The organism is Agrobacterium vaccinii (assembly GCF_021310995.1).
In the GTDB taxonomy this organism is placed as follows: domain Bacteria; phylum Pseudomonadota; class Alphaproteobacteria; order Rhizobiales; family Rhizobiaceae; genus Agrobacterium; species Agrobacterium vaccinii.
The window spans coordinates 1,294,721-1,316,230 of the sequence record NZ_CP054150.1 but is presented as its reverse complement, the minus strand read 5'-3'; the positions used below and the strand labels follow the sequence as shown (position 1 = coordinate 1,316,230).

20 protein-coding genes are annotated in these 21,510 nt (G+C 58.6%); 9 read left to right on the top strand and 11 right to left on the bottom strand.

Annotation, left to right across the window (positions count from 1 at the left end; genetic code table 11):
- The first annotated feature begins 99 nt into the window (after nucleotides 1-99).
- Nucleotides 100-825, top strand: a complete 726-nt coding sequence (gene fnrN / locus HRR99_RS06690; protein ID WP_233123203.1) for a transcriptional regulator FnrN — start codon at nucleotides 100-102, stop codon at nucleotides 823-825.
- A 295-nt stretch (nucleotides 826-1,120) separates the two neighbouring features.
- Here fnrN and HRR99_RS06685 read toward each other — a convergent pair whose 3' ends face one another.
- The 6 genes from HRR99_RS06685 to coaD form a co-directional block, all read right to left on the bottom strand.
- On the bottom strand, nucleotides 1,121-2,266 hold the full coding sequence (locus HRR99_RS06685; RefSeq protein ID WP_233123202.1) for an aminodeoxychorismate synthase component I: 1,146 nt from the start codon (nucleotides 2,264-2,266) through the stop codon (nucleotides 1,121-1,123).
- Between the two features lie 42 nt (nucleotides 2,267-2,308).
- Complete coding sequence (tgt, locus tag HRR99_RS06680) at nucleotides 2,309-3,439, bottom strand: tRNA guanosine(34) transglycosylase Tgt (RefSeq protein WP_233123201.1); 1,131 nt, start codon at nucleotides 3,437-3,439, stop codon at nucleotides 2,309-2,311.
- Nucleotides 3,439-4,521, bottom strand: a complete 1,083-nt coding sequence (queA, locus tag HRR99_RS06675; RefSeq protein WP_233123200.1) for a tRNA preQ1(34) S-adenosylmethionine ribosyltransferase-isomerase QueA — start codon at nucleotides 4,519-4,521, stop codon at nucleotides 3,439-3,441. The genes tgt and queA overlap by 1 nt, the downstream gene beginning before the upstream one ends.
- A gap of 245 nt (nucleotides 4,522-4,766) precedes the next feature.
- Nucleotides 4,767-5,276 (bottom strand): peptidylprolyl isomerase, encoded by a 510-nt coding sequence (locus tag HRR99_RS06670; protein ID WP_111839078.1) that lies wholly within the window; start codon nucleotides 5,274-5,276, stop codon nucleotides 4,767-4,769.
- A 35-nt stretch (nucleotides 5,277-5,311) separates the two neighbouring features.
- Nucleotides 5,312-5,881 carry a peptidylprolyl isomerase gene (locus HRR99_RS06665; RefSeq protein ID WP_045230545.1) on the bottom strand — a complete coding sequence of 190 codons (570 nt, stop codon included), beginning with the start codon at nucleotides 5,879-5,881 and terminating at the stop codon, nucleotides 5,312-5,314.
- 28 nt (nucleotides 5,882-5,909) lie between these two features.
- Nucleotides 5,910-6,404 carry a pantetheine-phosphate adenylyltransferase gene (gene coaD, locus HRR99_RS06660; protein ID WP_233123199.1) on the bottom strand — a complete coding sequence of 165 codons (495 nt, stop codon included), beginning with the start codon at nucleotides 6,402-6,404 and terminating at the stop codon, nucleotides 5,910-5,912.
- Between the two features lie 419 nt (nucleotides 6,405-6,823).
- Between coaD and HRR99_RS06655 the strand changes: the two genes are divergently transcribed.
- The 6 genes from HRR99_RS06655 to HRR99_RS06630 all read left to right on the top strand — a co-directional run bounded on the left by HRR99_RS06655 (nucleotide 6,824) and on the right by HRR99_RS06630 (nucleotide 12,928).
- A complete protein-coding gene (locus HRR99_RS06655) occupies nucleotides 6,824-7,003 on the top strand; it encodes a hypothetical protein (RefSeq protein ID WP_111839076.1) in 180 nt (59 codons plus the stop codon).
- 419 nt (nucleotides 7,004-7,422) lie between these two features.
- The gene (locus HRR99_RS06650) at nucleotides 7,423-9,315 is read left to right on the top strand and encodes a peptidylprolyl isomerase (protein WP_233123198.1); all 1,893 of its coding nucleotides are present in this window, start codon (nucleotides 7,423-7,425) and stop codon (nucleotides 9,313-9,315) included.
- Between the two features lie 22 nt (nucleotides 9,316-9,337).
- The gene (gene trpD, locus HRR99_RS06645) at nucleotides 9,338-10,351 is read left to right on the top strand and encodes an anthranilate phosphoribosyltransferase (protein ID WP_233123197.1); all 1,014 of its coding nucleotides are present in this window, start codon (nucleotides 9,338-9,340) and stop codon (nucleotides 10,349-10,351) included.
- 9 nt (nucleotides 10,352-10,360) lie between these two features.
- On the top strand, nucleotides 10,361-11,176 hold the full coding sequence (trpC, locus tag HRR99_RS06640; protein WP_233123196.1) for an indole-3-glycerol phosphate synthase TrpC: 816 nt from the start codon (nucleotides 10,361-10,363) through the stop codon (nucleotides 11,174-11,176).
- The gene (gene moaC / locus HRR99_RS06635; RefSeq protein WP_233123195.1) at nucleotides 11,173-11,655 is read left to right on the top strand and encodes a cyclic pyranopterin monophosphate synthase MoaC; all 483 of its coding nucleotides are present in this window, start codon (nucleotides 11,173-11,175) and stop codon (nucleotides 11,653-11,655) included. Before trpC ends, moaC begins: the two co-directional genes overlap by 4 nt.
- Nucleotides 11,656-11,710: 55 nt before the next feature.
- Nucleotides 11,711-12,928: a molybdopterin molybdotransferase MoeA gene (locus HRR99_RS06630; protein WP_233123447.1), complete on the top strand. Its 1,218-nt coding sequence runs from the start codon at nucleotides 11,711-11,713 to the stop codon at nucleotides 12,926-12,928.
- 675 nt (nucleotides 12,929-13,603) lie between these two features.
- Here the strand turns inward: HRR99_RS06630 and HRR99_RS06625 are convergent.
- From HRR99_RS06625 to HRR99_RS06605, 5 genes are all read right to left on the bottom strand, one after another.
- Nucleotides 13,604-14,185, bottom strand: a complete 582-nt coding sequence (locus tag HRR99_RS06625) for a DUF1349 domain-containing protein (protein WP_233123194.1) — start codon at nucleotides 14,183-14,185, stop codon at nucleotides 13,604-13,606.
- 277 nt (nucleotides 14,186-14,462) lie between these two features.
- The gene (locus tag HRR99_RS06620) at nucleotides 14,463-16,091 is read right to left on the bottom strand and encodes a CTP synthase (protein WP_111839069.1); all 1,629 of its coding nucleotides are present in this window, start codon (nucleotides 16,089-16,091) and stop codon (nucleotides 14,463-14,465) included.
- A 156-nt stretch (nucleotides 16,092-16,247) separates the two neighbouring features.
- Nucleotides 16,248-16,709 (bottom strand): preprotein translocase subunit SecG, encoded by a 462-nt coding sequence (gene secG, locus HRR99_RS06615; RefSeq protein ID WP_111839108.1) that lies wholly within the window; start codon nucleotides 16,707-16,709, stop codon nucleotides 16,248-16,250.
- A 118-nt stretch (nucleotides 16,710-16,827) separates the two neighbouring features.
- Nucleotides 16,828-17,598 carry a triose-phosphate isomerase gene (gene tpiA / locus HRR99_RS06610; protein WP_233123193.1) on the bottom strand — a complete coding sequence of 257 codons (771 nt, stop codon included), beginning with the start codon at nucleotides 17,596-17,598 and terminating at the stop codon, nucleotides 16,828-16,830.
- A 185-nt stretch (nucleotides 17,599-17,783) separates the two neighbouring features.
- On the bottom strand, nucleotides 17,784-18,665 hold the full coding sequence (locus HRR99_RS06605; protein WP_233123192.1) for an alpha/beta hydrolase: 882 nt from the start codon (nucleotides 18,663-18,665) through the stop codon (nucleotides 17,784-17,786).
- A gap of 173 nt (nucleotides 18,666-18,838) precedes the next feature.
- On the opposite strand from HRR99_RS06605, the gene parE reads away from it, so the two are divergent.
- Nucleotides 18,839-20,905, top strand: a complete 2,067-nt coding sequence (gene parE, locus HRR99_RS06600) for a DNA topoisomerase IV subunit B (protein ID WP_233123191.1) — start codon at nucleotides 18,839-18,841, stop codon at nucleotides 20,903-20,905.
- Nucleotides 20,906-21,197: 292 nt separating this feature from the next.
- Complete coding sequence (locus HRR99_RS06595; RefSeq protein WP_111839065.1) at nucleotides 21,198-21,452, top strand: BrnA antitoxin family protein; 255 nt, start codon at nucleotides 21,198-21,200, stop codon at nucleotides 21,450-21,452.
- Nucleotides 21,453-21,510 lie beyond the last annotated feature (58 nt).

The following is a 21,510-nucleotide window of genomic DNA, read 5'->3' as shown; positions in this document are numbered from 1 at the left end:
AAAAGCCGTGGGGGATTACGGCTTGCCAGGGCGGGGAACGGGCACATCAGTCAGTTGATGGCGCGCTTCCGCTACGGCGGTTGCGATCGGAACTGCACTATGGACACCTTACAGCGAAACATTCACAACTCGGACATTCCGGTTGTCTGCCGCGCCTGCGAAGCACGGCACGGGGGTTTGTGCGGTGTCTTGCAGCCGGATCAGCTTATCGAACTCAGCCGTCATTCCAGCCGCAAGAAAATCGAGCTCGGTCACGAACTGCTCGGCCAGGGTGAAGTCGTTCCCTATTATGCCAACATTCTCAAAGGCGTGGTGAAGCTGTCCAAGATGATGTCGGATGGCCGCCAGCAAATCGTCGGCCTGCAATTTGCGCCCGACTTCCTCGGTCGTCCCTTCGTGGCGGAAAGCAACATGACAGCGGAAGCGGCCACGGATGTGGAAATCTGCCTGTTCCCGCGCCGCGTCGTGGACCGGATGGCGGGAGACGTGCCCGGCATGGAGCGCAGGCTGCACAGCCAGTCGCTGAAGGAACTGGACGAAGCGCGCGACTGGATGCTGACGCTGGGCCGCAAATCCGCACAGGAAAAAGTTGCAAGCTTCCTCTACCTCATCGCCACCCACATCGACCCCGAAAGCGACGACCACTCCTGCTTCGACCTGCCGCTCTCGCGCGCCGATATCGCGGATTTTCTAGGTCTGACGATAGAGACCGTCAGCCGCCAGATGACCAAGCTGCGCAAGGACGGCGTGATACGGATCGAGAATAACAGGCACATTACTGTGCCGGATATGGATGGGTTGAATATGGCGGCGGGGAACGATTGACGGAAGGGTTTATGTTCGATCAGAAGACGGTTGGGCTATCACTTGCCGTCATCGTCGGGCTCCTTATGGAGTGGCAAGAGCACCTCACCCAAATCCGTCATGCCGCACTTGATGCGGTATCCAGTCAGCCCAAGTCCTTGGGCTGAAGGAACTTCTCTCGACGCGCAGACGCGCGTCGGCTGGACCCCGGCTCAAGGCCGGGGTGACGGAAGTGAAAGTATTTCCGCCAAAACTTCCTCCAATTTAAACCGGACAGCAGTCGGACAAGCTCAAGGATGACGGCAATGGTTGTCACCTAAACCAGCCGCCTCTCGCCCGTCGCGAACTTCGCTTTCAACAGGCACTCGTCGTACTCGGCATCCGCAGTCGAATCGAACACGATGCCGCCGCCGACGTTGAAGGTGGCGGCGCCGGTTTCGAACAGGGTGATGGTGCGAATGGCGACCGAGAAGCGCATGTCTCCGGTTGGTGATATTAGGCCGATGGCGCCGCAATAGGCATTGCGCGGGCCTATCTCCAGATCGCTGAGTATTTCCATCGCCCGCATTTTCGGTGCACCCGTTATCGAGCCGCAAGGAAACAGGGCTGCGAAAATATCGGCGATGGAGAGATCAGGCAGAAGCCTGGCGCTGATATGGCTGACCATCTGGTGAACAGTGGGATAGGTCTCGATTTCGAAGAGACGGGGCACGTCCAGCGTGCCGACCTGCGTGATGCGCGATATGTCGTTGCGCAGCAGGTCCACGATCATGCGGTTTTCGGCGAGCGTCTTTTCATCCTGCGACATGCTCTCGATCAAGGCCGCGTCTTCAGCGGGTGAATTGCCGCGCCGGATGGTGCCCTTCATGGGGTGCGTTTCGATCCAGCCATCCTTGACCGAGAAAAACAGTTCGGGAGAGCGGGAGAGGATGACGGGGCCGCCGAGATCGATCAGCACGCCGTATTTGACTGGCTGGCGCTCGATCAGCGACCAGAATGCGGTGAACGCATCGCCGTGCCAACGCGCATGGATCGGCATCGTCAGATTGGCCTGATAACAATCGCCCTGTCGCAAATGCTGATGCAGCTTGCCGAACTGTTCGCGGTACTGCGCCAGCGTCCAGGCGGGTTTGATATCGCTCAGAAAATCATCGACAGGCATCAAGGCTGCGGGAGGCGTGGCGATATCACCCGACGGTGACGTGAAGACGCCGAAGCAGAGAAGCGGGACATCGCGTTTGACGTCTGCGAGCGGCGCCAGCTTTTTCTCGAAGAGATAGCCTGCCTCATAGGACATGTAGCCAGCGAGATATTTGCCGTCATCGCGCGCCTGCTGCATGCGCTCCAGTGCGACCGGGAACTCATCAGGCTCATACGCAACGATGATCTCTTCCGGTTCGGTGAACAGCGTCACCGAACCGGTCGTATCATCGCGGAAGAGAACATAGGGCGCGGTTGGCAATGCAGTCGATCCGGCTGGCGCTCGTTTCAAAAGGAAACGATATCAGATGCGATCGATATCGCCTTTCGCCCACATTTCAATGGTTTCCGCATAGAAATCGGCAAAGCGGCCTTCTTCGATGGATTTGCGGATGCCCTGCATCAGTTCCTGATAATAGGCCAGATTGTGCCAGGAGAGCAGCATGCCGCCGAGCGCTTCGTTGGAGCGAGCCAGATGATGCAGGTAGGCGCGGGAGTAATCGCGCGATGCCGGGCAGTTGGACTGCTCGTCCAGCGGGCGCATGTCTTCGGCGTGGCGCGCATTGCGAATGTTGACGCGACCACGACGGGTGAAGGCCAGACCATGGCGGCCCGAGCGCGTGGGCATGACGCAGTCGAACATATCGATGCCGCGTGCGACCGATTTCAGGATATCGTCTGGCGTGCCAACGCCCATCAGGTAGCGCGGCTTTTCGGTCGGTAGCGCAGGCAATGTAATGTCAAGCATGCTCAGCATCACCTCCTGCGGCTCGCCCACGGCAAGGCCACCCACGGCGTAACCCTTGAGATCGAGCTGCTTCAGCCCTTCGGCGGAGCGAATGCGCAAATCCGGCTGATCACCACCCTGTACGATGCCGAACATGGCCTTACCAGGCTGCTCGCCGAAAGCAACGCGGCACCGCTCGGCCCAGCGCAGCGACATTTCCATGGCGCGCTCGATTTCCTTGCGCTCGGCAGGCAGCGCAATGCATTCGTCCAGCTGCATCTGAATGTCCGAATCGAGCATGCCCTGAATTTCGACGGAGCGTTCCGGCGACATGTGGTGCAGCGAGCCATCCACATGGCTTTTGAAGGTCACACCCTTTTCATCCAGCTTGCGCAGACCGGACAGCGACATGACCTGGAACCCGCCGCTGTCGGTCAGAATCGGGTGCGGCCAGCGGATCAGCTCATGCAGACCGCCGAGACGCTGAACGCGCTCCGGGCCGGGGCGCAGCATCAGGTGATAGGTATTGCCCAGAATGACGTCGGCGCCGAGGTCACGCACCTGATCCAGATACATGGCCTTGACGGTTCCGACGGTGCCAACTGGCATGAAGGCAGGCGTGCGGATGGTGCCGCGTGGCATGGCCACTTCGCCAAGACGCGCGCCATCGCTGGTTGCTTTGAGGGTGAAGGTGAAGTTCTCTTGCATCAGGTCTTCCGAAAAAGGAGGCTGGAATCGCCATAGGAATAGAAACGGTAACCGGTTTCGATGGCGTGCCTGTAGGCCTCGCGCATAGTTTCCAGCCCGCAGAAAGCCGAAACCAGCATGAACAGCGTGGATTTCGGCAGGTGAAAATTGGTCATCAGGATATCGACGGCCTTGAAGCGGTAGCCGGGGGTGATGAAGATGCCGGTTGCACCGGACCACGGCGCTATCTGGCCATCGTCGCGCGCCGCACTTTCGATCAGCCGCAGCGAGGTGGTGCCGACGCAGACGATGCGCCCGCCCCTCGCCTTGACGGCATTCAGTTTGGCCGCCGTTTCCTCTGATACAGTGCCGATTTCGAAGTGCATCTTGTGCTCCTCCGTATCATCCGCCTTGACGGGCAGAAACGTGCCAGCGCCCACATGCAACGTTACGAAATGCCGCTCGATACCGGCGGCATCCAGGGCTTCGAAGAGAGCGGGCGTGAAGTGCAGACCGGCGGTGGGTGCGGCGACGGCGCCTTTTTCGCGGGCGTAGATCGTCTGGTAATCCATCTGGTCCTGCGCGTCTTCTGGGCGCTTGGCGGCGATATAGGGTGGCAAAGGAATGTGGCCGACGGAGGCGATGGCCTCGTCCAGCACCGGGCCGGAGACATCGAACAGGAGCGTAATTTCGCCCTCCTCGCCCTTCTCCTCGACGGTCGCTTCCAGAAAAGCCAAACCGCAGGCATTGTCACGCTCGTAACCGAAGCGTATGCGGTCGCCTTGCTTGATGCGCTTGCCGGGACGCGCGAATGCCTTCCAGCGGCTGGCATCTGCGCGCATGTGGAGCGTGGCGGAAACAGCCGTTTCCGGCGCACCCTCGCGAAGGCGCACGCCCTCAAGCTGGGCGGGAATGACGCGGGTGTCGTTGAAGACGAGCGCATCGCCCGGTTTCAGGAAGCTGGGGAGATCGAAGACATTATGGTCCGTCATGCTGCCTGCATTCGGATCGACCACGAGCAGACGCGCACTGTCACGCGGGCTTGCCGGGCGAAGCGCGATGTTGTCGTCGGGAAGGTCGAAGTCGAACAGGTCTACACGCATGATGGGGCTCTGAGAGTTCCTAAGTAATGATTCAGATGCTCCGCTCTCGTCTTCCCTCATTCCTGTGCTTGTCACAGGAATCCAGTTGGCGCGCGTCTGCGCGGCAGGAAGACTCTTTTCAGCCCAAGGACTTGGGCTGGCTGGATTCCTGTGACGAGCACAGGAATGAGGGAGCAACGGCACCAGAATATCAAAACCCGCCCCGCAGTTGCCTGCGAGGCGGGCCAAGTGTTTATATCCTATGCTCAGGCCGCAGAAGCAAGGCGGATGGAGACGATGGAATCGGGGTCTTTCACGGGCTCGCCGCGCTTGATCTTGTCGATGGCTTCCATGCCTTCGATGACCTGGCCCCAGACCGTGTACTGCTTGTTCAGCCATGGGCTGTCTGTAAAGCAGATGAAGAACTGCGAGTTGGCAGAGTTCGGGCTCTGCGAACGGGCCATGGAGCAGGTGCCGCGCACGTGCGGGATAGCGGAAAATTCGGCCTGAAGGTCAGGCTTTTCGGAACCGCCCATGCCAGCGCGTGAAGGGTTGAAGCTTTCTGCGCCCTTCTTGCCGAACTTCACGTCGCCGGTCTGCGCCATGAAATCGGTGATGACGCGGTGGAACACAACGCCGTCGTAAGCCTGCTCGGACACCAGTTCCTTGATGCGGGCAACGTGGCCGGGAGCCACTTCCGGCAGAAGCTGGATCACGACCTTGCCAGTCGTTGTTTCCATGATGAGGGTGTTTTCGGGATCTTTGATCTCGGCCATGGTATCTCTCCTTTTACGTGGGCATGCGCCCGGTTTTATTTCTTGCCAACGGTGACTTTGACCATGCGGTCAGGATCGGAAACTTCACCGTTGCCGCCTTTGCCCTTCTTGATCTTGTCCACAAATTCCATGCCGGACACAACCTTGCCGACCACGGTATATTGGCCGTTCAGGAACGAGCCCTGATCGAACATGATGAAGAACTGCGAGTTGGCGGAGTTGGGGTCCTGCGAACGGGCCATGCCGACCGTGCCGCGCTCGAACGGTGTCTTGGAGAACTCGGCTGGCAAATCCGGCAGGTCGGAGCCGCCTGTGCCTGCACGCTGGGCATTGAAGGATTTGCTCATATTGCCGTACTGCACATCACCCGTCTGGGCCATGAAGCCTGGAATGACGCGGTGGAAAGCGACGTTGTCGTAGGCACCCTTCTCGGCCAGCGCCTTGATCTGCGCGACATGCTTGGGCGCGACTTCCGGCATAAGCTGGATGACCACAGGGCCGTCCTTCAGCTGGATGGTGAGGAATTCCGCAGCCGAAGCAAAGGTGCTGGCGGCGATGGCGCTGACGAACAGGGCGCCTGCAAAGGCAAATCGAAGCAGTTTCATCGGATTGGCTCCAGAATATTGGCTGAGACTAGCGTTTCAGCTTGCTGTTGAGGGCGTACAACACGGCTTTCGGCACGAACGTCTCCACATTACCGCCCATTGCGGCGATCTGACGAACCAATGTGGCGGTAATGGGCCGCGATGCCGTGCCGGCGGGTAGAAAAACGGTCTGAATATCGGGCGCCATCTGCCGGTTCATGCCCGCCATCTGCATTTCATAATCCAGATCGGTGCCATCCCGCAGGCCGCGAACGAGAAGTTTCGCCCCGTGTTCGCGGGCGGCATCCACCACCAGATTGCCAAAGGAAACGACCCGCAGCCGATCCGCTGCATCCGGCAATGCTTCCGTCAAAGAAAGGCGGATAAGTTCGGCACGCTCCTCGAAGCTGAACATGGGCGCCTTGCCGGGATGAATGCCGACTGCGACGATAACCTGCGACGCCACGTTCAACGACTGGATCAGTACATCCAAGTGTCCGTTGGTCATGGGATCGAAAGATCCGGGATAAAAGGCAGTCGTCATACCGTTCTCGATATTTAACGTTAGTTGTGCCGCCTTTTGTCATGTAAGACAGGTCTTCGCAAGACCTCGACGTGGCAGGCTTTTTGCCGCACAGCCTCAATAATACTGTGAACTTCATATGAACGCGCCATTCAGCGCGGCTTCAAAGCATATCTCTATAAACGTCTCATCGCATCGCAAACGGTCACTTTGGCCACTCGGAGACGGACATGCTGGCATTCATGATAGCCCTGACAATCGCGACATCCTTTGTCGTCGAATATGTCTTCATGGATTGACGTGCACTGCCGGTTTTCTGAACGCCAGATGAATGAAGCATTCAACAACGCTTCAGAGGCGCGATGCTAATCGATTTTTAACAATAACGCGGAACTGGATCAGGTATCGCGCGTTCAGATCGCAGGTAAAGGAACGGACACATGTTTATCAGAGAAAAACAGTCTACTTCGGCGAAAATCGGCGTGATCAGCACTGCCTGGACAATGTTGGTTATCGCGATGGTAGCAACGACGTTCAGCCTTTACGGTCAAAAGCCGGAACAGAACGGCCCTGACTTCCCACAGCTCACATCCCGCACTCAATATATGAATTACTATTGATCCAGCGGGAGTAATAAATACGTAACTCTGGAGTTATGCTATGCTTACCTTTCTGACTTTGCTTGCGGCCCTCATCAGCGCAATGTTCGTGGCCTCGGTCATCTCCGCAGTTACGGAGTCGCAGAAAGAAGACGAGCACTTCAGAGAGATGCTTGCGCGCAGCAAGTCATTTTAAGCGTCAATTACTTCACCAGCCGGGCGTAACTGCCCGGACGCAAAGAGCCGCCCTTTCAGAGGCGGTTTTTTTGTGCCTTTCTACCTGCCGCACCATCAAACCCGCCAGCAAACGCGATTGCTCACGCCTTCGTTTGCGATCAGGCGCTTTTGAGCAGAATTTAGCCTTCAATTTCAAGGTGGATTGATTTAAGGAAGCCCCATAGACCCGGCGTAACGGGCGATATTGTGAGGTTTGCATAGCGATGCTCGATTCCCTGAGAAATGCTTCTCGTACTTTGGCGGCCAAGATTCTTCTTCTCCTCCTCGTCTTGTCCTTCGGCGTGTGGGGCGTTTCCGCCTCTCTGGTAACCACCAGTTCGCATGCCGTGATGACGGTGGGTGACCAGACGGTGACGCCGAACGAGTTCCGCTTTGCCTATCAGCGACAGCTTGCCGATGTCGGTCGCCAGTTCGGCACCCGGCTGACGACGGAGCAGGCCAAGGCCTTCGGCATTGATCGCCAGGTTTTCAGCCAGCTTTCCGCCGGTGCGGCACTGGACGAGCTTGCCTCGAAAATGAACCTCGGCCTTTCGGAAGATCGCCTCGCGACGCTGATCGCCGAAGATCCTGCCTTCAAATCGCCGAGCGGTCAGTTCGACCGCGCGCTGTTCAGCCAGCGTCTGCGTGGCGCCGGTTTCAATGAAGACGATTACGTCAAGGAGCGCAGCAAGGTTGCCGTGCGTGGCCAGATCGTCGACGCCATCTCGGATGGCTTCAAGCCACCGCAGGTTCTGGTCGATGCATTGAAGCAGTACCGTGATGAACAGCGCTCCATCGAATACGTGCTGCTGTCCAACGCCAATATCGACCCGGTCAAAGCCCCTGGCGATGACGTGCTGGCGCCATGGTTCGAAGCCAACAAGGCGAAGTACCGCGCCCCTGAGTATCGCAAGTTCACCTATGTGAAGCTCGAGCCATCCGACATCGCGGACCAGACCACGATCACGGACCAGCAGATTTCGGAGTATTACGAAGGCCATAAGGACAACTTCCGCACCGCTGGTCGCCGCACCATCGAACAGTTGACATTTGCCGACAAGGAAATGGCAGAGGCAGCCGCCACGCAGATTCGGGCTGGCACCACCACTTACGACCAGGTCGTGAAGGATCAGGGCAAGCAGCCCGCCGACGTGACCCTTGGCGAGTTCACCAAGGACACCATTCCCGACCAGTCGATTGCCGAGGCCGCTTTCGCCATTCAGAAAGATGGCGGTGTTTCGCCGGTTGTCGATGGCGCTTTCGGCCCGGTTATCCTGCGCGTGACGGGCATCAAGAACGAAAGCATGAAGACGCTGGATGAGGCGAAGGAAGAAATTCGCACCAATCTGGCAACCGCCAATGCCGCTGAAGAGCTGAACAATGTTCACGACCGCTACGAAGACCTGCGTGGCGGCGGCTCCTCCCTGTCGGATGCGGCAACGCAACTCAAGCTGAAGCCTGTGACCGTCAATTCCATCGACGCCAATGGCGAAGATGAAAGGGGCAATGCCGTCGAAGGTCTGCCGACGCCAGCGCTGGTGACCGAAGTGTTCAAGGCCGAACAGGGTGGCGATGCGCCAGCCGTCAATATCGGTCGCGATGGTTATGTCTGGTTCGACCTCCAGCAGATCACGCCTCCTCGTGACCGCACACTGGCCGAAGTCAAGGAACAGGTCGTTGCAGACTGGACTGCCGAACAGCAGCGCACAGCCCTTGCCGCCAAGGCAGAAGAACTGAAAGCGCGCGCCGACAAGGGCGAAACGCTGGCCGCAATCGCCGGTGAGATGGGACTGGCCGTGGAAACGAAGATGGGTCTTCGCCGCACGAGCGAAGACGCGGTTCTCGGTCAGCAGGCCGTTTCCGCCGTGTTTGCAGGCGCACAGGGTCTTGTCGGCACGGCTCCCGATACGGATGGTTCCAGCCGCGTGCTGTTTAAGGTGACTGAGGTCAACACCACAACGCCATCAGACGCACTCGACAACAACGACCAGCAGGTCACCGCAATGGCGACTGCTGCCGGTGACGACATGCTGGATCAAATGGTCAACCGCCTTCAGAATGACTATGGTGTGACCATCAATCAGGCTGCCGCAGACCAGGCCATGACCGCCTTTTAATCCATCCAGGGGACGTGACGACATGGCTGAATTGAAGCCGCTGATTGCGAAGGTGGCCAATGGCGAAAGCCTGAACCGCGAAGAAGCGCGGCAGGCCTTCGACGTGCTGATGTCCGGCGAGGCGACGCCATCGCAGATCGGTGCCTTTCTCATGGCCCTGCGGGTGCGTGGCGAAACGGTGGATGAAATCGTCGGTGCCGTGTCCTCCATGCGCGCGCGCATGCTGCCCGTCACCGCGCCTGCCGATGCCATCGATATAGTGGGCACGGGCGGCGATGGCCTTGGGACCTATAACATATCCACGCTGGCCTCCATCATCGTGGCAGGCACGGGCGTTCCGGTGGCAAAGCACGGCAACCGCGCGCTCAGCTCCAAATCCGGCACGGCAGATGCGCTCTCCGTTCTCGGCGTCAAGCTCGATATCGAACCGGAGCTGATCAGCCGCTGCATCGGCGAAGCCGGTCTCGGCTTCATGTTCGCGCAGCGCCACCACTCCTCCATGCGCCATGTCAACCCGACCAGGGTGGAACTGGGCACACGCACGATTTTCAATCTGCTTGGCCCGCTCTCCAACCCAGCAGGCGCAAAGAAACAGCTTCTCGGCGTATTTGCCCCGCACTGGCTGGTGCCGCTGGCCGAAGTGCTGCGCGATCTGGGTTCGGAAAGTGTGTGGGTCGTGCATGGCAGCGGTCTGGATGAAATCACCACCACCGGCACCACCCATGTGGCCGCGCTGGAAGACGGCAAGATCAGAACATTTGAGCTGACGCCGAAAGATTTCGGCGTGGACGCAGCTGGGATCGATGACCTCAAGGGCGGTGATGGCGTGGTCAATGCGGCAGCCCTGCGCGAGGTGCTGGGCGGTCGTAAAAATCCCTATCGCGATATTTCGCTGTGCAATGCCGCAGCCTCGCTGGTTGTTGCGGGCAAGGCCGAGACGCTGGCCGATGGCATGAAGCTGGCAGCTTCTGCGCTGGACGATGGCCGGGCCGCTACGGCGCTGGACCGGCTGGTTGCCGTATCGAACGAAGAGTAAGGCACTATCATGAGCGATATTCTGACAAAGATCGAAGCCTATAAGCGCGAGGAAATCGCTGCTGCCAAGGCAAAGGTGTCCCTTGCTGATCTGAAAGCCATGGCTGCCGACCAGACCGCACCGCGCGGTTTCTATCAGGCGCTCAAGCGTCGACAGGACAACGGCACCTTCGGCCTGATTGCCGAGATCAAGAAAGCCAGCCCTTCGAAAGGCCTCATCCGCCCGGATTTCGATCCGCCCGCGCTGGCCAAGGCCTACGAAGCTGGTGGTGCGGCCTGCCTGTCCGTGCTGACGGACACGCCAAGCTTTCAAGGCGCCCCGGATTTTCTGACAAACGCCCGCAACGCCTGCGCCCTGCCCGCACTGCGCAAGGATTTCATGTTCGAAACCTATCAGGTGCATGAAGCCCGCGCCTGGGGTGCAGACTGCATTCTTCTCATCATGGCATCGCTTTCCGATGACGAGGCGAAACGTCTTGAGGACGAGGCGTTCTCGCTGGGCATGGATGTGCTGGTTGAAGTGCATGACGAGGAAGAAACCGAGCGCGCGCTGAAGCTCGCCTCGCCGCTGCTGGGCATCAACAACCGCAACCTGCGCACCTTCGAGGTCAGCCTCGATGTCAGCGAACGGTTGGCGAAGCTGGTGCCGCAGGACAAGCTGCTGGTGGGCGAAAGCGGCGTCTTCACCTTCGAGGATTGCACGCGCCTTCAGGCATCCGGCATCACCACCTTCCTGGTTGGCGAAAGCCTGATGCGCAAGGACGACGTTACCGCCGCCACACGCATGCTGCTGACGGGCCGCAACGACATCATGGCAGCGGAATGAGCACCGAGCCCAAACTCACTCATATCGGCGCCTCCGGCGAGGCCCATATGGTCGATGTTGGCGACAAGGCCGAGACCACGCGCGTTGCGGTGGCCGAAGGCTATGTGAAGATGAAGCCGGAAACGCTGGTTCTGATCCGTGACGGCAACGCCAAGAAGGGCGATGTCATCGGCACGGCGCGGCTGGCGGGCATCATGGCCGCCAAGCAGACGCCCAATCTCATACCGCTGTGCCATCCGCTGATTCTGACCAAGATCGTCGTGGATATTACAGAAGACGACGCCCTGCCCGGCCTGCGCGTGGAGGCGACCGTGAAACTGACCGGCAAGACCGGCGTGGAGATGGAAGCACTGACCGCGGTTTCCGTGGCGTGCCTGACCATTTACGATATGGCCAAGGCCGCCGACAAGACCATGGAAATCGGCTCGATCCGCCTTCTGGAAAAGAGCGGCGGCAAATCCGGGCATTTCAAACTGTGAGATAAGCAGCGCTACGGCGCAAACCGACAGCACAAGACATGCGAGAGGACCCATGATGAAACCTGCCCTCTTGCCCGTTGCAGACGCACAGGCGCGCTTGCTGGCCGCAGCCATTCCGGTGACCGGCACGGAAACCGTCACGCTCGATCAAGCCGATGGCCGCGTGCTGTCCCAAGACCTCACCGCCCGACTTACCCAACCACCTTTCGATGCATCCGCTATGGATGGTTACGCCCTGCGCGCTGCCGATGCGCCGCAGATCGGTGCCGTGCTCGATGTCATCGGCGAATCAGCCGCCGGTCACGCCTTTGACGGCGTCGTTGGCGAAGGCCAAGCCGTGCGCATTTTTACCGGTGCCATTGTGCCAGCGGGGGCGGATGCCGTTCTCATTCAGGAAGACGCCGAGGTGTTGGAGCCCGGCAAAATCCGCACAACATTTGCGGTGACCGCAGGCAGGCACATCAGGCCACGCGGACAGGATTTTATCGAGGGCGAAACGGGCCTGAAGGCCGGAACGGAGATGAGCTTCACCGACATCACCCTTGTCGCCGCCATGAACCACGCGACGCTCAGCGTCTTCCGCAAACCGCTGATCGCTATCCTCGCAACGGGCGACGAACTGGTTGCCCCCGGTGGCACGCCCAACGCAGCGCAGATCATCGCCTCCAACACCTTCGGCGTTTCAGCACTGGCACGCAAAGCAGGCGCCGACGTTCTCGACCTCGGCATTGTGACCGACGACGAAGCCCTTATCCGCGCCGCAATCGACAAAGCCATCGCCGCCAAGGCCGACGTCCTTGTCACGCTGGGTGGAGCCTCGGTTGGTGACCACGATCTCGTTCAGTCCGCGTTGAAGGCGCAGGGCATGACGCTCGACTTCTGGCGCATCGCGATGCGCCCCGGCAAACCGCTGATGGTCGGCTCCATAGGCGCCATGCAGGTGCTAGGCCTCCCCGGCAACCCCGTCGCCAGCCTCGTTTGCAGCCTGCTGTTTCTGGAACCCCTCATCCAAAAACTCAGCCACCGCCAGATCACGTCTCGCGAAGCCAAAGCCAGGACCGCCACGACGCTGAAGTCCAACGACCAGAGGCAGGATTATCTGCGTGCGCGCATCGTTGGCCACGAAGATGGTCAGCCGGTTGTCGAGGCCTTCACCAAGCAGGATTCGTCGATGATGAAGATCATGGCGGAGTCGGATTGTTTGATCGTGCGCGCGCCGTTTGCGGAAGAGTTGGAGGCTGGTGGGGAGTGTTTGGTGGTGCGGTTGCGGTAACGCACAAATAGATTGGTACTGCCCAATTTTGGCAAGAGCTGTCGTTTCAACGCCAATCCTAAACACCGTTGAACTGGTGTGGTAATTATCGGCGGCTTCTAACCATTCTGGTTGTAGAGGGACAGTGGAGCAAACATTTGAAACTGTTGCAAAGTGTAATTCTCGTAGTCGTCACTGCGTTTGCGGGGTGCTCGCAAGCAAGCGAAGAAAGCATTAGGCTCGCAAAAGAAGTGCAGCGGTGCATGGAACGGGGGAATGACGGAGCGCCGGTTTCAGTACCGGTACGAATCGCTCTTACGCATGACGGAGCGGTGACGCTAGTTGAAGTCAAAGGACGTGACTCAGACCAGAGGCTTTATGACGCTCAAGACGCAATAATGCGAGCCATTGAGAGTTGTGCACCGTATCATGTTGGTCGGAGTGGCGAGTTTGAGATTGTGCTTACGTATTGACGGACACCAACTTCAAATGTCAGTTGTTGCCGTGCAGCTAAAGACAGCACTTGGCTCTAACCGCAAATTCCTATCTGAAACTCTGAAGCCAGTTTTGTGCCTTCATACCGGCCGTACACGCCTTCGTTTGCGGTTCGTGAAAGCGGTCATCATTCCCGACAAACTCTCCTAGCCTCTGTGCGAGAAGCCGACGCTGCGACTTCTCTTTAAAGCGCATTGGCAGTTACGTCAGGTCGTGGAGGTCTTTACCCAAAGCCGACCCCAATTGCCACTCACTAAATCTTACCTCCAAGCCTGCACGTTCGGGAGTGCAGCACATTGGGCCAACTAGATAATGATCCGCTTCTGGGAATGGGCAAAGGCGGACCAGTGGCCAAGTCTGCCCATCGCCTGAAGCTTGTATTCTTAGAACGCCGCTCTGGACGGTCACCCTTATCCAGAAATCTGATGGGTTGCCCTCATATCGCCCCGTTGCCCAGTCGGAGGCTTCATCAGTCAACACACTGCCGAGCAAGCCATATCCGTCGGAGAACTCGATCCCGGTCTTGACCCACCGTCTTTCGTCGAGCCTGATCATGAGGCCAGCCTGGTCGTAAAGATGTTCAAAATGCGCTTGGACTCGAACTTGGGCGGTGAAATCGCAACCGGTCTGGAATGCGTAGAAGTGGCCGCTGTCGCGCACAAAGCCATAGTGTGTCTCGCGCCAAAAATCCGTGTTGGCGTCCGTCGTTACGGAAAGTTCGTTAGCAGAAGAATTTGCTTTTGTGGGCTCATTGAGCCACCGTCCATATTTAAGACTCTGCAAGGGCTTCTCCTATGACAACTAGCGCTTACTTAGCCGCATCTCTCGTAAAGCGGTACTTCCTAGAGAGCCCAATTGCTGCCAACAGACAAGGTCTGAAAGGCGTCTTCCGCTTGGCGCCGTCATTGCGGACATGCAGGTCGCTGGGAAATCGGAAAACGGAAGGACCGCTCTCGGCCCCAGGTAAGACAACGTCGCTTGAAGCGGCCGTCCGCAGCGGGTGCAAGCAGATTTAAAACCAAAAGGCCGCATCACTGCGGCCTTATCTTTTTCTATTGTCTCAAACCAACCGGCTCCGCTCCAGCGCGGCCTCAATGAAGCTCGCGAACAGCGGGTGCGGGTCGAGGGGGCGGCTTTTGAGTTCGGGGTGGTACTGCACGCCGATGAACCATGGGTGATCGGGGTATTCCACCGTTTCCGGCAGAACTCCGTCCGGGGACATGCCGGAGAAGACGAGGCCGCAGTTTTCGAGGCGGTCCTTGTAGTCTACGTTGACTTCGTAGCGATGGCGGTGGCGCTCGGAAATGTCCGTGGAGCCGTAGATTTCGGCGATCTTGGTGTCTTTCTTGAGCGACGCCTTGTAGGCGCCCAGGCGCATCGTGCCGCCGAGATCGCCGGCTGCGTTGCGCTTTTCGAGCTCGTTGCCCTTCACCCATTCGGTCATCAGGCCGACGACCGGCTCGGATGTCGTGCCGAATTCGGTGGATGAGGCCGCCTCGATACCGGCCAGATTGCGGGCCGCTTCCACGACGGCCATCTGCATGCCGAAGCAGATGCCGAAATAGGGCACCTGACGCTCGCGAGCGTATTGAGCCGCACGGATCTTGCCTTCGGAGCCGCGCTCGCCGAAACCGCCGGGAACGAGGATAGCGTCGACCTTTTCGAGATAAGGTGCCGGATCTTCCTTTTCGAAGACTTCCGACTCGATCCACTCCAGCTTGACCTTGACGCGGTTGGCAAAGCCACCGTGATGCAGGGCCTCGATCAGCGACTTATACGCATCCTTCAGGCCGGTATATTTGCCGACGATGGCAATGGTCACTTCGCCTTCCGGAGTGTGGATGCGGTTGCAGACCTCTTCCCACTGCTCAAGACGCGGCTTTGGCGCAGGCTCGATGCCGAAGGCGGCCAGCACTTCGCTGTCGAGACCTTCCTTGTGGTAGGCGATCGGAACGTCATAGATATTGGCCACATCCAGCGCCTGGATTACGGCGGATGGGCGCACGTTGCAGAACAGCGAAAGCTTGCGGCGTTCGGCCTCAGGGATTTCCCGGTCTGCACGCACCAGAAGAATATCGGGGTGAATACCCAGCGCCTGCAATTCCTTGACGGAGTGCTGCGTCGGCTTGGTCTTCAGTTCACCGGCTGCTGGAATGTAAGGCATCAGCGTGAGGTGCACGAAGATCGCCGTGCCGCGTGGCAGGTCGTTCTTGGCCTGACGGATGGCTTCCATGAACGGCATGGCTTCGATGTCACCCACCGTACCGCCGATTTCGCAGATGACGAAGTCGTATTCCTCATTGCCTTCGGTCACGAAATTCTTGATTTCGTTCGTGACATGCGGAATGACCTGAACAGTGGCGCCGAGATAATCGCCGCGGCGTTCCTTGTCGATGATGTTCTTGTAGATGCGACCCGTGGTAATGTTGTCGGTCTTGGTGGCCGAGCGCCCCGTGAAGCGTTCGTAGTGACCAAGATCGAGGTCGGTCTCCGCGCCGTCATCGGTCACGAATACCTCACCGTGCTGGGTGGGGCTCATGGTGCCGGGATCGACATTGAGATAGGGGTCAAGTTTGCGAAGCCGCACCCGGTAACCACGGGATTGCAACAACGCTCCGAGTGCTGCGGCCGCAATGCCCTTACCAAGTGAGGAGACCACGCCGCCTGTGATGAATACATATCGCGCCATGGGATTTACCGCTTACCTTTAAAAGAGTGATTCCGCCAGCCCAAATTTCTGAACGCCCACATTCATCTGTTGATGAAGGGCTACGCTTGGCCGGAATGTGAACAAAAGAAAACCGGCAGGCTTTTGGCCTGCCGGAGTGATAGGATTGAACCGGTTTTACTGGCCGGTTGGGACTGCGTTGTTGGCCGGAGCCGGTGTCGCAGGGGCCGGAGTGGCGGGAGCCGGAGCAGGTGCCGTGCCTGTGGCAGGAGCGGCAGCGCCGTTGCTGGAGGATGGCACGCCACCTTCAGCCGGAGCCTGCGTTGCCGGTGCGCCAGACGATGGGCCAAGCGTATCCAGAATGCCGTTACCCTGCCCTTGCGTGGCGGGAATACGGTCCAGAATATCGGTCGGGCGCGCTTCGTAGCGGGTCAGAAGACCAAGGCCGAGGGACGTTGCGAAAAACAGTGCCGCGAGGATGGCCGTGGTGCGCGTCAGGGCATTTGCCGTACCGCGAGCGGACATGAAGCCCGAGCCACCACCGATACCAAGGCCACCGCCTTCGGAACGCTGGATCAGAACCACGCCGACGAGCGCCAGCACGATCATGAGATGAATAACAATCAGTACGTTCTGCATGACAATCCATTCCATGCCCCATCAGGAGCACAATGAAGAAGTTTGCGGCTCTTTACATGAGGCGAAAGCGTATTCCAAGCCCCTGCGAGACGAAAGCCGGGTTGCTTTACCTAAAAAATCAAGCCGTCAATTTCTCGTATGCCGCATAGATGGACAGGAAGTCGGATGCTTTCAAGCTGGCACCGCCGATCAGCGCGCCATCGACATTCTCGACACCCATCAATTCCAGCGCATTGCCCGGCTTGACGGAGCCGCCATAGAGAATGCGCATGCCCTTGCCTTCTTCGCCGAAACGCTTGACCAGTTCATCACGCATGAAGGCATGAGCCTCGCGAACGTCCTGCGTGGTCGGCGTCAGGCCGGTGCCGATGGCCCATACGGGTTCGTAGGCGATCACAGTATCTGCGGCAGTCGCCTCATCCGGCAGGGAACCGGCCAGCTGGCGCTTGAGAATATCCAGCGTCTGGCCGGACTTGCGCTCATCCACCGTCTCACCGATGCAGACGATGGCAACGAGGTCTGCGGCGTGTGCAGCGGATGCCTTGGCGCGCACCAGATGGTCGGTCTCGGCGTGGTCGGTGCGGCGCTCCGAGTGGCCGACGATGACGTGTGTGCCGAAGCAATCGGCAATCATTTCAGCGGAAATATCGCCCGTGTGGGCACCCGACGCGTTCTGGTGGCAATCCTGCGCGCCGATTTTCAGCGGGCTGTCATCGCACAGCGCCGTTGCCACATAAAGAAGCGTCGAGGGCGGGCAGATCAGCGCATCCACCTTTTCTGAAAGGGAACCTTTGACACCTTCGGCCATCACTTTGATCTGATCAAGCGACTCGCGCGTTCCGTTCATCTTCCAGTTTCCAGCGACGAGCGGGCGAACATCAGGGGTCATAAGCGATCCATTCCTCTTTGCTTGATAGGCGCTCGCTTCAACAGAAAGCGCCACAACATCAGATTACCCGTCCCTCTTAAAACGTACGGTCGAGATTTGGTACAAAAAAGAACGATTTGCGGGGAAAACCTTGCGCGAAATCGCTATTTTTCGTTCGCTTTCGGTGTCAGACACTATTTTCCGTCTCAACGCGCGATCAGGAAGTTCAAGACGGAGCGCCAGTCGGTCATCCGCACAGGCGTTCCATGGGTTCCGCTCTTATACAGCGTGAAGCGAACCGGCTGCCCGGCCTTCAGCAAAGAGCGGAACATCGTGGCTTGCTGGTCTGCCGAATACACCTTGTCTTCGCTGCCATGCGTAAACCAGAGAGGCTTTTTGGCCTTCGCAAACGCGCTTTTGGGAAAATCGGGATCGACCGCGCCGCCAAGGATGGCCATGCCCTTCAGATCGGATACCGCTTTGCTGTCGCGGCTGATGCCGTAGCAGATGAAACTGCCCATGGAGGCGCAGGCGAGGATGACGGGACGCCCACCGGATTTTGCCTTTGCATCTGAAATCAGGGCTGCGACATCGGCCACGCCCTTTTCATCGAAACTTTTCACGCTCGGCGCATAATAGGTGCCGCCATTAGCAACAGCGAGGTTCTTCAGACGGTTGAAGTTGCCGCCGAATGTATAGTCGTTCATGCCCAGCCTGCGGTCGCCGCCGCGTCCGTGGATGAAGATGAGGGTGAAAGCCTGACCGGAAGCGGCACCCACGCGACCAACGTCCAGCGCCCTGCCCCCGACCGAGATCGTTTCCAGCGCCTGGAATTTCTTGGGCGCGAGATCGACATATTGCCGCTTCACACGGCGCTCCGGCGTTTCGTCACGCCCGTTGATGTCGCGCATTTCCTGATAATCGATGACTTCAGATGCGCCATTATCGCTGGTGGACAGTACCGTCTGGCTGGAAAACAGCTCGTCCTTGAAGGGTTTCAGCGGCCCGCTGGTGCTTTGCGCCGAGGCTGGCACGATCGCAACAGACAGGCAAAAAAGAGTACAAAAGGTGAAGATAGCTGTGGACATGCCTTGAGGAACCCATTCAATTCGGCCACAACACTTGCCATCCGGACAAGCGCGGCGCAATCCTTGGACGACGCGAAAACCGATCATCCGTGCTTGAGTAGCAAATATGCGTTGCCAACAGTGGCAAATCATAAACCTGCTCGCATGGCCAAATTCTGATTGAACTGGGCACAATGGACGATAGCAACGATCTCTTTTCAAGCCAATCCGCACCCAAGCCACAGGAGCCAGAGTCTGCTGTAGCAAAACCTGCGCCAGTGGTGAAAGCTGCTGCCAGCGCGCCAAAACCAATGGCTGCGACAACTTCGTCCGAGCAGGAATATGGCGCTTCGTCCATCCGCGTGCTGGAGGGGCTGGAGCCCGTGCGCATGCGCCCCGGCATGTATATCGGCGGCACGGATGAAAAAGCGCTGCACCATCTGTTTGCCGAAGTCATCGACAACTCCATGGACGAAGCCGTTGCGGGCCACGCCAATTTCATCGAAGTTCACTTGGATGCAGAAGGCTTTCTGACCGTAAGCGATAACGGTCGCGGTATTCCCGTGGAAAACCATCCGCAGGTGCCGGGCAAGTCCACGCTCGAAGTCATCATGACCAAGCTGCATGCGGGCGGCAAGTTCGATGGCAAGGCCTATGAAACATCGGGCGGTCTGCACGGCGTCGGCGTGTCCGTGGTCAATGCGCTATCGGACCTGCTGGAAGTGGAAGTCGCGCGCAATCGCAAGCTCTACCGCCAGCGCTTTTCGCGCGGCGTGCCCATGGGCGGGCTTGAGGAGCTTGGCGATGTGCACAATCGTCGCGGCACCCGCGTCCGCTTCCATCCCGATCCGCAAATCTTCGGTGACCACGCAAAGTTCGAACCGGCGCGCATTTTCCGCATGGCGCGCTCGAAAGCCTATCTCTTCGGCGGCGTCGAGATCCGCTGGAGCTGCGATCCCGGCATGGTGCCCCCGGATGGTGACATTCCTGAAAAGGCTGTCTTCCACTTCCCCGGCGGTCTGAAGGATTATCTGGCTGCGACGCTCGGCAAGGAATTCACTGTCACGAGGGAAATTTTTTCCGGCAAGACGGAAAAGACCGGCGGTCACGGTGCCATGGAATGGGCCGTCACCTGGTATGGCGGCGATGCGCAGTTGCATTCCTATTGCAACACCATTCCCACGCCCGAAGGCGGCACGCACGAAGCCGGTCTTCGCATCGCGCTGACCAAGGGGCTCAAGAACTACGCCGAGTTGACGCAGAACAAGCGCGCCCGTGAAATCACCACCGATGACGTGATGATTTCGGCTGTCGGCATGCTCTCCGTCTTCATTCGCGAACCTGAGTTCGTCGGTCAGACGAAGGATAAGCTGGCGACAGTGGAAGCCCAGCGCATCGTTGAAAACGCGCTGCGTGATCCGTTCGACCACTACCTTGCTGGTAATCCGAACGAAGCAGCGAAGTTGCTGGACTGGGTTATCGAGCGCTGCGAAGAACGCCTTCGTCGCCGCAAGGAAAAAGAAGTCAACCGCAAGACCGCCGTTCGCAAGCTTCGCCTGCCCGGCAAGCTGGCGGATTGCTCGCAGAACACGGCTGAGGGCGCCGAGCTTTTCATCGTCGAGGGTGATTCGGCTGGCGGTTCGGCCAAGCAGGCGCGCAACCGCGCCAATCAGGCCATTCTACCGCTGCGAGGCAAGATCCTCAACGTCGGCAGTGCCAGCCGCGAAAAGCTCTCTGCCAACCAGCAGATCGCTGATCTCATACAGGCGCTGGGCTGTGGGACACGCACCAAGTATCGCGATGAGGATTTGCGCTACGAGCGCATCGTCATCATGACAGATGCCGACGTCGATGGCGCGCATATCGCTTCGCTGCTGATCACCTTCTTCTATCAGGAAATGCCGGAACTCATCCGCGGCAGCCACCTCTATCTGGCCGTGCCTCCGCTCTATGTCATCCGTCAGGGTGCGAAAACGGTCTACGCCCGCGACGACGCTCACCGTGCCGAGCTGATGGAAACCGTCTTCAAAGGCAAGAAGGTCGAAATCGGCCGCTTCAAGGGCCTTGGCGAAATGATGCCCGCACAGTTGAAAGAAACGACCATGGACCCCTCCAAGCGTACGTTGCTGCGCGTGGAAATCGATGACGTGGATTTCGAGGGCACCCGCGAAGCGGTTGACAACCTGATGGGCACGAAGCCTGAGGCGCGCTTCCGGTTCATTCAGGATCGGTCTGCGTTTGCGGAGAATTTGGATATTTGAAGACAAAGACGCGTCTTATGATCGGCGTTAGTCTTCTGCTCCGCGACTTCGTCTCGCCCTCATTCCTGTGCTTGTCACAGGAATCCAGTCAGCCCAAGTCCTTGGGCTGAGATGAGTCTTTTCGCCGCGCAGACGCGCGACGACTGGATTCCTGTGACAAGCACAGGAATGAGGAGAACTTTTAGGTCGCGGCGCAAATTTTGCGTCACCGATGGCACAAGGCCACATTGCTCGAGGTTTTCCGCAATGATAGTGTCTGCAAGTTAAATCCACCATTGGTAGTGCTACCGTTATGTCAAACAAAACAGTCATTGACGCTGACAACCCGGAATGGACAGACGAAGATTTTGGGCGTGCAAAACCCGCCTCACATTTGCCAGCCGATGTTGCTGCCTTTTTCCCAAAAACCCGTGGCCCGCAAAAGACGCCAACGAAAATTGCTCTTTCCATTCGCCTGAGCCCGGAGGTCGTGGAACACTACAAGGCAACTGGCCCCGGCTGGCAGGCGCGCATTGACGAAGTGCTGAAGAAAGCCGCCGGTCTCTGACCCAACTCAAGCGGCCATCCCGAATATCGGTCGGCACATAGCCGATATGCGCAACCGC